We start from the raw sequence: 13407 nt of genomic DNA, 5'->3' as shown, positions 1-13407 counted from the left end.
AGGACGACACCATGAAACCTGCCGATTATGGGCGCCTGCTCCTGCTGGCCGCCATCTGGGGCGCCAGCTTCCTGTTCATGCGCATCGCCGCCCCGGCGTTTGGCGCCGTCAACACCACCTTCCTGCGGGTACTGTTCGCCCTCATCGGGCTTGCCGTCATGCTCCTGCTGCTGCGCGCCCCCATGGGGTTTCAGGGCAAGCTCAAGTCCGCCATGCTGCTCGGCGTCATCAACTCCGCCATCCCGTTTCTGATGTACGCCATCGCAGCCCTCTGGCTGCCGGCCGGCTACTCGGCCATCCTCAACGCCACCACGCCGCTGATGGGGGCCCTCATCGGCTTTTCCTGCTTCAACGAGCGCCTTGATCGGCGCAAATGGCTGGGGGTGGTATTGGGGGTGATCGGGATCAGCCTCATCACCACCACCGGCGAGGTGAGTGTCGGTGGGCATCTGCTGCCAGGGGTGCTGGCCTGCCTGTTTGCCACCGCCTGCTACGGCCTCGCCGGCTTTCTCACCCGCAGCTGGATCACCCATCGCGGCGGGCTCGATGCCAAGCTGGTGGCCTTTGGCAGCCAGCTGGGTGCCAGCCTGTTCCTGCTGCCCTTTTTCGCTTACCAGCTGGCGACCGGCCCCGCCGTAGACTGGGCCGTGCCCACCGCCTGGGCCAGCGTGCTGGCGGTCGGCGTAGTCTGCACCGCCCTCGCCTATCTGCTCTATTTTCGACTGATCGCCGATATCGGCCCGCTGCGCAGCCTCACCGTCACCTTCCTCATTCCCCCCTTCGGCATCTTGTGGGGCGCGCTGGTGCTGGGCGAGACCTTGAGCCAGGGCTTCGTGCTGGGGGGCCTGGTCGTCTGCCTCTCGGTCTGGCTGGTGACCAGCCAGACCAGCCCCCCGGCCGTTCAGGCCCGGACGCAGCCTCAGGATCCGGACGCACGCTGAACCCGACAGGGCCAGCGCCGCTCGGCGTTCGCCCCGAACTGCGTTAAGATGGCGCCATTGTTTTATGACCCCGCCCCCAAGGCGGGGCACACAGCGCAGGACCAGCCTTGAACTACCGCAACGAACCGAGTCAAAGCAGACAACAGCAGGTCTTTACCGTCACCCGCCTCAACAGCGCCGTGCGCATGATCCTGGAGCAGGATCTGGGGCTGGTGTGGTTGACCGGCGAGCTCTCCAACCTGGCGATGCCAAGCTCCGGCCACTGGTACTTCTCGCTCAAGGACATGTCGGCCCAGGTGCGCTGCGCCATGTTCAAGGGCAACAACCGGCGGGTGGCCTTCCGTCCGCAGGATGGCATGCAGGTGCTGGTGCAGGCGCGGGTCTCGCTTTATGAGCCGCGCGGCGACTACCAGCTGATCATCGAATCGATGCAGCCAGCGGGCGACGGCGTGCTGGCGCTGCGCTTTGAGGAGCTCAAGCGCCGCCTCGGCGCCGAGGGGCTGTTTGACGAGGGGCGCAAGCGGCCGCTGCCGCGCGAACCGCGCGCGGTGGGCCTCATCACCTCTGCCACCGGCGCTGCCCTCCACGACATGCTGACCGTGCTCAAACGCCGCGCGCCGGATCTGCCGGTGTTTATCTACCCCACCCAGGTGCAGGGCAGCGCCGCCATCGGCCAGATCGTCTCTGCCATTGCCCTCGCCAACCGCCGCGCCGAGGTGGATGTGCTGATCGTCGGGCGCGGCGGCGGCTCACTTGAAGATCTCTGGTGCTTCAACGAAGAGGCGGTGGCGCGCGCCATCGCCCACTCCGCCATCCCGGTGGTGAGCGCGGTGGGCCACGAGGTGGATATCACCATCAGCGACTTTGCCGCCGACTTGCGCGCCCCGACTCCGTCGGCAGCCGCCGAGCTGGTGGCGCCGGATCAGAGCGCCCGTGCCCAGCGCCTCGCACATCTCAAGCAGCAACTGCTGCAGGCGATGAACCGCCAGCAGACCGCCGCCCGCCACGATTTCATCCTGCTGCAAAAGCGGCTCGACCATCAGGATCCGAAGCGACGGCTGGAGCAGCAATCCCAGCGCCTCGACGAGCTCTCCGCCCGCTTGCAGCAGCTGATGAACCACAAACTGCATCAAGGGGAGCGGCGCCTCGCCAACCTGGAGCTGCGCCTGCAGGGCAAGAGCCCGGAGCGCTTGCTGGCCGCCGGCAAGCGTCGCCACCAGCTGGCCGAGGAGCGCCTCCATACCCTCATCGCCAAACGCCGGGATCTGGCGGACCACCGCCTCGCCATGCTCAGTGCCCGCCTCGACGGGGTGAGCCCGCTCGCCACCCTGGGACGCGGCTACTCCATCACCCGCACTCAGAGCGGTGAGGTGATCAGCCGCGCCGCCCAGGTGGATGCCGGCCAGACGCTGCTCACCCAGCTTGCACAGGGGCAGCTGCGGGTGCGGGTGGAAGAGGTCCACCAGCCATAACGAACAAGGGGGCACATCAGGTGCCCCCTTGTTTATCATCCTCTCTTTGTCAGGCCCTCTCGGCCAGCGCACTCACACCAGCGAATGGCGCACCGCCTGCGCCGGATCGGCAGGCACCGTACCCGACCCCGCCAGCGGGTTGAGCTGCAAGTATTCAAACAGCCCGGCCTGCAGATTGACGTTCCAGAAACGCCCCGCCAGGGTAAGCTCGAGCCGTACCTCGCTCAGCGTTGCCAGCCCATGTTGCTGCCAGGCCTCGAACAAGGGTTGCAGATGTGCCCGCAGCGACGTCGGCAAGCGGGCCAACGCCAGCCAGCCGCTGTCGAGCGCGCCGCGCAGCAGGCCATCGAGGCGGCCATTGGGATTACGCCCCATCACCATGCCGGGAGCCCGCTGATCCGCCGCCAGCGCCTCGTGCCAGAGCGCCAGATCCCGGCCATACATGAGGCCGTGCCCATGCACGTTGCCGCCGGCCCCGGCCCCGAAGGGGAGGATCTCGGCGCCGCGCTTGGCCATCTGGTTGTAGCGGCTCTGTTCGGCCTCGCCGCGCCGCCAGTGGCTGCAGGAGAGCCGCTGCCAGCCCCCCTGCTCCAGCGTCTGGGCCCCATAGGCATACATGGCGGCCCGCTGTTGACCGTCGGCGGCCCAACCGAGCTTGCCCCTCGCCTCGGCACGGGCCAGATTGGTGCCGGCCATGGCGATGAGTTGATAGAGATCCACCCCATGCACCCCGCTCGCCATCACATCCGCGATGTCCTGACGCCACACGGCATCATCCTGGCCCGGCAGGCCGAAGATGAGATCGACCACGATCACCGCATCGTCGTGACGGGTCAGCTCCCCCAGCCGGGTCAGCAGGGTCTCCCTATCGTCGAAGCGGGCCGCCTCCTGGCGCACCTCGGTATCAAAGCTCTGCACCCCGAACGAGAAGCGGTTGAAGCCGCCCGCCAGCGCACTGTGCCACTTGGCATCATCAAAACCGTTGAGGCGCCCCTCCAGGGTCACCTCCGCATCCGAAGTCAGAGGAAAACGACGGATGGCGGCGGCCAGCATCGCCAGCTCGTCGGCGCTCATGTCTGTCGGCGTGCCGCCCCCCACATAGACGGCCGATAAGGGGCGGCTCTGGGTGAAGGGTGTCTCGGCGGCCTGGGCAAGCGCGCTACAGAGCGCGTCGACATAGCGGGTGATGCGGGCCGGGTTGGCGCCATTTTCAAAGAAATTGCAGAAGCTGCAACGCTTGCGGCAAAACGGAATGTGGATATAGAGCGCCCGCTCATCCGCCTCGCTCTCACGGTGCCACCAGGCTTGCCAGTCGGCATGGTCGAGGGTGAGCGGGCGCATGCCGCCGCGACTGGCGTGAGCCGAGGTCTTGGTGCCAAAGGCGAACTTGAGGGGATCCGGGGTGGCAAGACCGGTCATGGTCGGGGTCAGCTGTGGTGTCATGGCAGGCAAGGTTATCAGGTGAAATAATGCAAATGATAACCACTATCAATAAATACCAAGTTTGTGCTGGATCAACTCAACGACGAACAGCTCTCGTTTGCTACGCACCATTAACCTCCAACACGGATCCAGTTAACAGATAATTTACTCAAGATGAGGTAGGGTGTGCCGATAGAGAACCATCTCCCCCGTTCTGATGAGCGAGCGCGGGGAGAGTCATCAACCATTGACGATCGCTCACCTGCGCATGGACCTGCCAACGATGCAAAATCTGTCTCTGAACTGGAAAATCTTTCTCCCCCTCGCCCTGGTCATCGGCTGCACCTTCGCCCTCAGCTTCGAGCTCTCCGCCTGGCTGCAACGGGATCTCGCCATCCGGCTGGCGGGCGAAAAGGTGGAGAGTGCCGCCAACACCTACATGGATCAGCTCAACGTGCTGATGATGACGGGGGCCATCGCCAACCGCCAGATCGTGCAGACCAAGCTCAAGAGCGAGGCAGGCATCGTCGAGGCCCGCCTGATCCGCGCCCCGGCGGTGACCAGCCTGTTCGGCCCCGGTCACCCGGATCAGCAGATTGAAGACAAGCTGGACGAGCGCGCCATCAACCAGGGGGAGACCATTCTCGAGCAGCAGGGCAACCAGCTCACCCTGATCAAACCCTTCAAGGCCTACAAGGAGTACCGCGGTACCCAGTGCACCACCTGCCACCAGGTGGCGGAAGGTACCGTCATGGGCGCGGTGCGCATCAGTTACGATCTCAGCCACACCTTTGGCGAGATCCATCGCAACAACCTGATCCTGAGCGGCAGCCTGGTGGCGGTGTTCGGGCTGGGCTTCGGCCTGCTGGGCTGGGTGCTGCAACGCTACATCAAGCGGCCGGTACGCCATCTGCAGTTGGCCATGACCCGCATGGCCAAGGAGCGGGATCTCTCCCTCCCCCTGATCAATCCCAACCGGGATGAGCTGGGCGAGATGACCCGCGCCGTCAGCGACATGGTGCAGGGGTTTCGCCACAGCCTGCAGGAGGTGGAAAGTGCCACCCACCAGCTCTATCAGGAGTCCAACCAGATCCGCCAGGTGGCGACCCAGACCGAAGGCTCGGCCCGCCAGCAGGAGAGCATGACGGTACAGGTGGCCGCCGCCGTCAGCGAGCTGGCCGCCAGCTCCCACGAGGTGCGCGAACACGCCCGCAAGAGCGCAGAGCTCTCCGCCCTCACCAACCAGGATGCGGCCAACACCAGTCGCCTTGCCCAGCACTCCATCAACGACATGGGCGAGATGTCGGCGGAGATCGAGCGGGTCGACAGGGTGATCCAGCAGCTCGACAACCGCTGTCTGGCGGTCGACGGGGTGCTGGAGGTGATCAAGGGGATCGCGGATCAGACCAACCTGCTGGCCCTCAACGCCGCCATCGAGGCGGCCCGGGCCGGCGAGCAGGGTCGCGGCTTTGCGGTGGTGGCCGACGAGGTGCGCGCCCTCTCCAACCGCAGCCGCGCCGCCAGCGAGGAGATCTCCCAGATGATCGCCGCCCTGCAGAACGAAGCCCAGAGCGCAGTGTCAGTGATCGGGGATGCCAAGGCCAAGGCGGACGAGAGCATCCACAAGACAGAGGCGACCCTGGCCGCCATGCAGAACATCATCGGCCGCATCAGCAGCATCAACGATCTCAATGCCCAGATGGCGCAATCCGCCGAGGAGCAGGACAGGGTCTGCAGCGAGGTGGACGGCTCGGTGAGCGACATTCGCAACACCTCCAACGACACCCTGGGCCAGGCCCACGCCGCCAACCTCGCCAGCGTCCAGCTGGTGGAGCAGTGCCGCAAGCTCGAGCAGCTGCTCAAGACCTACCGCTGGTGATCATGCCTGCCGCCCGCTCTGGCCAATAAAAAAGCGCGACCCAGGGTCGCGCTTTTGTTTTGTGTGTCGTAGCTCAGGCGCGCCAGGCGGCGCCGCCTGGCCGAAATCAGCCTGCGTTGCGGGTGGCCACCGCATCGGCCAGATTGCGCAGCAGGGTCTCGGTGTCGGCCCAGCCGATGCAGGCATCTGTGATGCTCTGACCGACGGTGAGTTCGCACCCTTCCACCAGATCCTGACGGCCCTCCACCAGATGGCTCTCCACCATGACGCCGAACACCGCCTTGCTGCCGGCACGCAGCTGACCGGCCACGTCCTCGGCCACCAGCATCTGGTTCTTGAACTGCTTGCTGCTGTTGGCGTGGCTGAAGTCGATCATCACCTTCTGCGGCAGACCGGCCTTCTCCAGCCCCTTCACCACCTCGTCCACGTGGGCGGCGCTGTAGTTTGGTTCACGACCACCGCGCAGGATGATGTGGCAGTCCGGGTTGCCCCGGGTGGCGACGATGGCGGAGTGGCCGTACTTGGTCACCGACAGGAAGTGGTGCGGCGCACTGGCGGCCCCGATGGCATCGATGGCCACCTTGATGGTGCCGTCGGTGCCGTTCTTGAAGCCCACCGGACAGGAGAGACCGGAGGCCAGCTCGCGGTGCACCTGGGATTCGGTGGTACGGGCCCCGATGGCGCCCCAACTCATCAGATCCGCCACGTATTGCGGGGTGATCATATCGAGGAATTCGGAGGCGGTCGGCAGCCCCATGTCGTTGAGATCCAGCAGCAGTTTGCGACCGATGCGCAGGCCGTCGTTGATCTGGCAGCTGTTGTCAAGGTAGGGGTCGTTGATCAGCCCCTTCCAGCCCACCGTGGTACGCGGCTTCTCGAAGTAGACCCGCATCACGATCTCCAGCTGGCCCTTGAGTTCGTCACGCAGCACCTTGAGGCGCTTGCCGTACTCCAGCGCGGCGGCGGGGTCGTGAATGGAACAGGGGCCGATCACCACCAGCAGGCGCTGATCTTCACCGGCCAGGATCTGATGGATGGCCTGACGGGATTCAAAGACGGTACTTGATGCGGTCTCGGTGGCCGGAAACTTCTCAAGCACCGCAACCGGGGGCAATAACTCTTTGATTTCACTGATACGAACGTCGTCGGTTTGATGCTGCATGACAAGGCTTCCTGCTAGATGACTGCGATAAAGAAACTTCAATCTAGCCCGCACGGGCAGCGGTGTAAATAGAAAATTACATTATCTAGGAAGGAATTTTCTTATCCCGCCTTGCAAGTTTTAATAATGCTGCTAAGCGAGGATGAAGAGAGGGGGTAGCAGAGCGGGACAGCCCAAAGAAACAGGCCCGCAGCGAGGCGGGCCTGGGTTCATCACGCGCGCTGACTGATGCTGGCCAGCTTGTCGAAGTAGTCCGGGAAGGTCTTGGAGGTACAACCCGGATCATTGATGGTGACGGCGGTATCAGACAGCGCCACCAGCGAGAAGCACATGGCGATGCGGTGGTCGTTGTAGGTATCGATGGCCGCATGCTTGAGCTGCGCTGGCGGGGTGACGGTGATGAAGTCACGCCCCTCCTCCACCTCGACGCCCAGCTTGCGCAGCTCGGTCGCCATGGCGTGCAGGCGGTCGGTCTCCTTCACCCGCCAGTTGTAGATGTTGCGAATCGAGGTGGGCCCCTCGGCGAACAGCGCGGCCACGGCGATGGTCATGGCCGCATCGGGGATGTGGTTCATGTCCATGTCGATGCCATGCAACGGCGCCTGCTCGGCCTCGATGAAGTCATCGCCCCAGGTGATGCGGGCGCCCATCTTCTCCAGCACGTCGGCGAAGTGGATGTCGCCCTGAATGCTGTGCTTGCCGATGCCGGTGACCCGCACCTTGCCCTTGATGGCGCCCGCCGCGAGGAAGTAGGAGGCGCTGGAGGCATCCCCTTCCACCAGGAAGTCACCCGGACTGACGTAGGTCTGGTTGCCCTTGATGTAGAACAGCTTGTAGTTGTCGTGCTCGATGACCACTCCGAACTGCTTCATGATGTGCAGGGTGATGTCGATGTAGGGCTTGGAGACCAGCTCCCCCTTGATGTGGATGCGGGTGTCACCCGCCGCCATCGGCGCCGCCATCAAAAACGCCGTCAGGAACTGGCTGGAGACGGAACCATCGACGTGCACGTCACCGCCCCACAGCCCCTTGGCATCCACCACCAGCGGCGGATAGCCATCTTTCTTCAGGTACTGGATATGGGCGCCCGCTTCGCGCAGGGCATCCACCAGATGGCCGATGGGGCGCTCTTCCATGCGCGGTTCCCCGCCCAGGGTGTATTCGCCGGAGCCCAGACACAGTGCGGCGCACAGCGGTCGCATGGCGGTGCCTGCGTTGCCGAGGAACAGATTGACCGGCGCCGATACCGCGAAGCTGCGACCCAGACCGTGCACGGTGCACTCGGTCTTGTCGGCGGAGAGCTTGTACTTGACCCCGAGCTGGGTCAGCGCCGCCAGCATGTGACGAATGTCATCGCTGTCGAGCAGGTTGGTGAGCCGAGTGGTGCCACGGGCCAGGGCTGCCAGCAGCAGGGCCCGGTTGGACACGCTCTTGGAGCCGGGCAGATTGACCTCACCGGCCACACGAGAAATAGGTTCCAAACGCAACGAATTCATAGACTTCCTGTACGATCTCAAAAAAATGACCTGACCGGACGTTAGCAGCCCGCGCCCTGCTCGGCAAGACTGCGGGTGGCACAAAAGCAGGCGGCGGGGGCAGCCGGTCCGGCATCACGGAAAAAACAGACGCCGGGGAGTCCCCGGCGTCGGCAATCGGGGAAAAACGCCTCAGCCGTGGCGCTTGGCAAAGCCGTCCATAAAGCTGACCAGCGCCTTCACCCCTTCCAGCGGCATGGCGTTGTAGAGGCTGGCGCGCATGCCGCCGACGATGCGGTGGCCCTTGAGTGCCAGCAGGCCGGCGGCTTCCGATTCGGCCAGGAACAGCTTGTCCAGCTCGGCATTTTTCAGCTGGAACGGGATGTTCATCCGCGAACGGCAGCTGGCATCCACCTGGTTGCCATAGAAGCTCGACTGATCGAGATAGCCGTAGAGGAAATCGGCCTTCTCCTTGTTGCGCGCTTCCATCGCCGCAAGGCCACCCTGTTCTTTCAGCCACTCGAACACCAGCCCGGCCAGATACCAGGCGTAGGTGGGCGGGGTGTTGAACATGGAGTCGTTCTTGGCGGTGAGCTGGTAGTCGAAGATCGACGGCACATCGGCGCGGGCCTGGTTCAGCAGATCGTCGCGCACGATGGCGATGGCCAGCCCCGACGGGCCGATGTTCTTCTGGGCGCCGGCATAGATGATGCCGAAGCGGCTCACGTCGATGGGACGGGAGAGGATGGTGGAGGAGAGATCCGCCACCAGCGGCACGTCACCGGTAGCCGGGATGTCGAACATCTCGATGCCGTCGATGGTTTCGTTCGGGCAGTAGTGCACATAGGCCGCATCGGCGCGAAACGCCGGGGTCGGCAGCAGGTGGGAGATGCCCTCGGCACTCTTCGCCACCCCGTCAAAGGTCTGGATATCGCCGTACTTGTGCGCCTCGTCCACGGCACTCGCAGCCCAGACACCGGTCAGCAGATAGTCAGCCTTCTTGTTGGCGCCGCCGAGCAGGTTCATGGGCACGGCAGAGAACTGGCCACGGCCACCGCCGTGCATGAACAGCACCTTGTAGTTGTCCGGCACCGCCAGCAACTCGCGCAGATCGGCTTCGGCCTTGGCGGCGACCGCCATGTAGGGCTTGCCGCGGTGGGAAAGCTCCATGACCGAGGCTCCCAGCCCCTGGAAATTACAAAATTCGCGCTGGGCGCGCTCCATGACTTCGACCGGCAACATGGCGGGGCCGGCGCAGAAGTTGTAAATCTGTTTGCTCATGACGCTTTCCGTGAGTGGATGAGTGTGATCGGTGACTTGTCTGGTTTTACACAAGTGCAGCCCCCGGATCAAAGGCTTTTTGGGAGCTGGCTCAACCTTTTGTCGACCCGCCGACAGAAAAAAGCCCTGAACGGGTCAGGGCTTGCAGAGAACATGCGTGGAAACAGGCGTCTGCCGGTGCTCAATGCCCCCGGCCCCCTTTTTCATCAGGTTACAGCTTGGCGGTGAGCTCCGGCAGCAAGGTGAAGAGATCCCCCACCAGCCCGTAGTCGGCCACCTGGAAGATGGGGGCCTCGCTGTCCTTGTTGATGGCGACGATCACCTTGGACTCCTTCATCCCCGCCAGATGCTGGATGGCACCGGAAATACCGACCGCGATGTAGAGCTCGGGAGCCACCACCTTGCCGGTCTGGCCCACCTGCAGATCGTTGGCGACAAAGCCCGCATCCACCGCGGCCCGCGATGCCCCCACCGCGCCGCCCAGCTTGTCGGCCAGCGCCTCTATCAGGGCGAACTGCGCCTTGGAGCCGAGCGCCCGTCCACCGGAGACCACCACCCGCGCCGCCGCGAGCTCGGGTCTGGCGGAGCGCACCGCGCGCCGTTCGATGAGGCGGGTACGGCAGGCCACCTCGCTCACCGGCAACCGCTCCACCTGAGCCTGGCCGCCGCTCGCCGCCTTGGCGAAGGCGGTGGGCCGGATGGTCAGCACCTTGATGGGGGCGCTGCTCGCCACCCGGGCCAGCGCGTTACCCGCGTAGATGGGGCGCAGGAAGGTGTCGCCACTCTCGATGCCGGTCACCTCGGAGAGCATCTCCACCCCGAGCCTGGCCGCCACCCGCGGCAGCAGATCCTTGCCCTGGGTGCTGGCGGCCATCAGGCAGTGCTGGTAATCCCGCGCGATATGGGCCAGCAGCGGATCGACCCCGTCGTTCAGCCCCTCCGCCAGCATGGGATGCTCGGCCAGCAGCACCCGGCTCACCCCCTGCAGGGCGGCGGCCTTTTCACCTGCCTCGGTCAGCCCCTGCCCCAGCAACAGCAGATGCACCTCGCCGCCCAGCTGGCTCCCGGCAGTGACCAGACGGGCCACGTTGTCGGCCAACTGGCCCTGATGATGTTCGGCAATGATCAATACGCTCATGACTGCCCCTTGCTATCGTCCGTTGATGTCCCTGCCTGTGCGCCCATCACGCCCCCGAGCTTGTCGCCGGCGGGCGGGGTTCTGTTGATTGCTGGCAGCATCAGAGTACCTTCGCTTCGTGCTTGAGTTTGTCCAGCAGCTCGTCCACCGAGCCCACCATGATGCCGGCGCTGCGGGCAGCGGGGGCCATCACCCCGAGCAGCCGGGTCTGAGCGGCCGGCTCGACGCCGAGGTCGGCGAAGGACGCGCTCTCAAGCGGCTTGCGCTTGGCCTTCATGATGTTGGGGAGCGAGGCAAAGCGCGGCTCGTTGAGGCGCAGATCCACGGTTACCACCGCCGGCAGCGGCATGCCGAGGGTCTCGAGGCCGCCGTCGATCTCGCGGGTCACCTGCAATTCGCCCTCCACCAGCTTGATGGCGGAGGCGAAGGTGGCGAGCGGCCAGTCATTGAGGGCGGCCAGCATCTGGCCCACCTGGTTGTTGTCAGAATCGATGGACTGCTTGCCGAGCAGCACCAGATCGGGCTGCTCCAGCTCGCACACCTGTTGCAGGGCACGAGCCACGGTGAGCGGCGTCAGGGTCTCGCCAGTCACGTAATGACGCGCCCGATCTGCCCCCAGCGCCAGGGCGTGACGCAGTTGTTCGGCCGCCGCCTCGGGGCCGAAGGTCACCACCACCAGCTCGCTCGCCACGCCGGCTTCGCGCAGCCTGACCCCCTCCTCCACCGCAATTTCACAAAACGGGTTGATCCCCATCTTGACGTTGGCCAGCTCCACGTCTGAGCCATCGCTCTTGACCCGGACCTTGACGTTGTAATCCAGCACCCGCTTGACCGCGACCAGCAGCTTCATGACGCGCATCCCTCGCTTCTGTTGAGTGAATCCATGAAAACCCTCACATTTTTTTGCTTACATTTACTTTACGTTTACGTAAACTACCAGCACTACCCTAGGCCAAGTCGAGCACAGAGGCAAGATGGAACGCGAAGCAATGGAATTTGATGTCGTCATCGTCGGTGGCGGCCCGGCGGGACTCAGTGCCGCCATCGCCCTCAAACAACACAATGCCGAGCTGTCGGTCTGCCTGCTGGAGAAGGGGGCGGAGATCGGCGCCCATCTGCTCTCCGGCGCCCTGCTGGATCCCGTCACCCTCAAGGAGCTGCTGCCAGAGAGCTGGCAACAGGCCCCGCTCGGGGTCGAGGTCAACGACGATCAGGTGCACCTGCTGCAAAGCGACAGCCGCGCCCTGCAACTGCCCAACTGGGCAGTGCCGCCGCGCATGCACAACGAGGGCCGCCGCATCATCAGCCTCGGCAACCTTTGCCGCTGGCTCGGTCAGCAGGCCGAGCAGCTGGGAGTCGAAATATACCCGGGTTTTACCGCAAGCGAACTCATCATGGAAGCGGGACGGGTCAAGGGTGTGATCACCGGCGATCTCGGGCTGGATCGGGCGGGCAATCCGAAAGCGGATCACGTGCCCGGCATGGCGCTGCTCGGTCGCTACACCCTGTTTGCCGAAGGGGCGCGCGGCCATCTCGGCAAGCAGCTGATCGCCGGCTTTCAGCTGGAAAACGCCGCCCAGCCGCAGCATTACGCCATCGGCTTCAAGGAGCTGTGGCAGCTCCCCCCCGGCCAGGGCAAACCGGGCCGGGTGCTGCACGGCAGCGGCTGGCCGCTCTCTGAGGGGAAGGAGGACAAGAGCCAGGGCGGCTTCTATCTCTATCACCTGGAGCAGGATCAGGTGGCGGTCGGTCTCATCGTTGATCTCAACTACCGCAACCCCTGGCTCAGCCCGTTTGACGAGTTTCAGCGCCTCAAGCACCACCCGCTCATCGCCGCGGCATTGCAGGGGGGCGATCGCATCAGCTACGGCGCCCGCGCCATCGCCAAGGGGGGCTGGCACTCCCTGCCCCGCATGCACTTTCCCGGTGGCCTGCTCATCGGTTGCGATGCCGGTACCCTCGACTTCTCCCGCATCAAGGGGATCCACACCGCCATGAAGTCCGGCATGCTGGCGGCCAAGACAGTCGCCATGAGTCTGCGCGGCGGCGATGAAGGGGGCCGGGATCTGGCCGAATACGGCGATGCGCTGCAACAGAGCTGGCTGGCCCATGAGCTCAAAACAGCGCGCAATTTCGGCGCCGCCCTGCACCGCTGGGGCCCCTGGCTCGGTGGCGCCTTCAACTGGCTGGAGCAGCGGCTGTTTGCTCGTACCTCGCCCTTCACCCTGCTGGACAAGGAGCCGGACTACCGCCAGCTGCGCATGGCCAGCCGCTGCCAGCCCATCGACTACCCCAAGCCGGACGGCAGGCTCAGCTTCGACAAGCTCTCGTCTGTCTACCTCGCCAACACCAGCCACGACGAGGATCAGCCCTGCCACCTCAAGCTGCAGGACGCGACTATCCCGGTGGCAGTCAACCTGCCCACCTGGGCCGAACCCGCCCAGCGTTACTGCCCGGCCGGGGTGTTCGAGATCCTGGGCTCGGAGAGCCTGCCCCGCCTGCAGATCAACGCGGCCAACTGCATCCACTGCAAGACCTGCGACATCAAGGATCCGAGCCAGAACATCATCTGGACGCCGCCGCAGGGCGGCTCTGGCCCCAACTATCCCAACATGTAACAGGCTTGCCCATGCAGAC

General features: G+C 64.7%; 10 protein-coding genes. 4 read left to right on the top strand and 6 right to left on the bottom strand.

The genetic code is table 11. The annotated features are described in order from the left end of the window. Positions 1 to 11: 11 nt before the first annotated feature. Both QLG02_RS15790 and xseA read left to right on the top strand, forming a co-directional pair. Positions 12 to 941, top strand: a complete 930-nt coding sequence (locus QLG02_RS15790) for an EamA family transporter (RefSeq protein ID WP_282465631.1) — start codon at positions 12 to 14, stop codon at positions 939 to 941. 107 nt (positions 942 to 1048) lie between these two features. Beyond that, positions 1049 to 2413 carry an exodeoxyribonuclease VII large subunit gene (xseA, locus tag QLG02_RS15785; protein ID WP_282465630.1) on the top strand — a complete coding sequence of 455 codons (1365 nt, stop codon included), beginning with the start codon at positions 1049 to 1051 and terminating at the stop codon, positions 2411 to 2413. Between the two features lie 72 nt (positions 2414 to 2485). Here the strand turns inward: xseA and hutW are convergent, their stop codons facing one another. Continuing rightward, a complete protein-coding gene (gene hutW / locus QLG02_RS15780; protein WP_282465629.1) occupies positions 2486 to 3856 on the bottom strand; it encodes a heme anaerobic degradation radical SAM methyltransferase ChuW/HutW in 1371 nt (456 codons plus the stop codon). Positions 3857 to 4118: 262 nt separating this feature from the next. On the opposite strand from hutW, the gene QLG02_RS15775 reads away from it, so the two are divergent. Continuing rightward, positions 4119 to 5714 (top strand): methyl-accepting chemotaxis protein, encoded by a 1596-nt coding sequence (locus tag QLG02_RS15775; RefSeq protein WP_026080109.1) that lies wholly within the window; start codon positions 4119 to 4121, stop codon positions 5712 to 5714. Between the two features lie 106 nt (positions 5715 to 5820). Here the strand turns inward: QLG02_RS15775 and aroG are convergent, their stop codons facing one another. From aroG to QLG02_RS15750, 5 genes are all read right to left on the bottom strand, one after another. Further along, entirely contained in the window at positions 5821 to 6876 is a 1056-nt protein-coding gene (gene aroG / locus QLG02_RS15770) for a 3-deoxy-7-phosphoheptulonate synthase AroG (protein WP_282465628.1), read from the bottom strand. Between the two features lie 212 nt (positions 6877 to 7088). Further along, on the bottom strand, positions 7089 to 8372 hold the full coding sequence (gene aroA / locus QLG02_RS15765) for a 3-phosphoshikimate 1-carboxyvinyltransferase (protein WP_162901914.1): 1284 nt from the start codon (positions 8370 to 8372) through the stop codon (positions 7089 to 7091). Between the two features lie 171 nt (positions 8373 to 8543). Next, a complete protein-coding gene (serC, locus tag QLG02_RS15760; protein WP_085735076.1) occupies positions 8544 to 9632 on the bottom strand; it encodes a 3-phosphoserine/phosphohydroxythreonine transaminase in 1089 nt (362 codons plus the stop codon). A gap of 211 nt (positions 9633 to 9843) precedes the next feature. Continuing rightward, a complete protein-coding gene (locus QLG02_RS15755; protein ID WP_282465627.1) occupies positions 9844 to 10770 on the bottom strand; it encodes an FAD-binding protein in 927 nt (308 codons plus the stop codon). Between the two features lie 100 nt (positions 10771 to 10870). Then, positions 10871 to 11620: an electron transfer flavoprotein subunit beta/FixA family protein gene (locus QLG02_RS15750; RefSeq protein ID WP_044800141.1), complete on the bottom strand. Its 750-nt coding sequence runs from the start codon at positions 11618 to 11620 to the stop codon at positions 10871 to 10873. Between the two features lie 124 nt (positions 11621 to 11744). Here QLG02_RS15750 and QLG02_RS15745 point away from each other — a divergent pair, with 124 nt between their 5' ends. Further along, a complete protein-coding gene (locus QLG02_RS15745; protein ID WP_282465626.1) occupies positions 11745 to 13388 on the top strand; it encodes an electron transfer flavoprotein-ubiquinone oxidoreductase in 1644 nt (547 codons plus the stop codon). Positions 13389 to 13407: the final 19 nt, after the last annotated feature.

It is taken from the genome of Aeromonas sp. V90_14 (genome assembly GCF_029967615.1).
Lineage (GTDB): Bacteria > Pseudomonadota > Gammaproteobacteria > Enterobacterales > Aeromonadaceae > Aeromonas > Aeromonas hydrophila.
Note: the sequence above shows the minus strand (reverse complement) of the source record. Positions and strands in the feature narration are given on the sequence as shown.

Excerpts from the sequence above, each read along its gene's own strand:
- aroA (WP_162901914.1), bottom strand. The coding sequence starts at position 8,372 with ATGAATTCGTTGCGTTTGGAACCTATTTCTCGTGTGGCCGGTGAGGTC.
- hutW (WP_282465629.1), bottom strand. The coding sequence starts at position 3,856 with ATGACACCACAGCTGACCCCGACCATGACCGGTCTTGCCACCCCGGAT.
- serC (WP_085735076.1), bottom strand. The coding sequence starts at position 9,632 with ATGAGCAAACAGATTTACAACTTCTGCGCCGGCCCCGCCATGTTGCCG.
- QLG02_RS15745 (WP_282465626.1), top strand. The coding sequence starts at position 11,745 with ATGGAACGCGAAGCAATGGAATTTGATGTCGTCATCGTCGGTGGCGGC.
- aroG (WP_282465628.1), bottom strand. The coding sequence starts at position 6,876 with ATGCAGCATCAAACCGACGACGTTCGTATCAGTGAAATCAAAGAGTTA.
- QLG02_RS15755 (WP_282465627.1), bottom strand. The coding sequence starts at position 10,770 with ATGAGCGTATTGATCATTGCCGAACATCATCAGGGCCAGTTGGCCGAC.
- QLG02_RS15790 (WP_282465631.1), top strand. The coding sequence starts at position 12 with ATGAAACCTGCCGATTATGGGCGCCTGCTCCTGCTGGCCGCCATCTGG.
- QLG02_RS15750 (WP_044800141.1), bottom strand. The coding sequence starts at position 11,620 with ATGAAGCTGCTGGTCGCGGTCAAGCGGGTGCTGGATTACAACGTCAAG.
- QLG02_RS15775 (WP_026080109.1), top strand. The coding sequence starts at position 4,119 with ATGCAAAATCTGTCTCTGAACTGGAAAATCTTTCTCCCCCTCGCCCTG.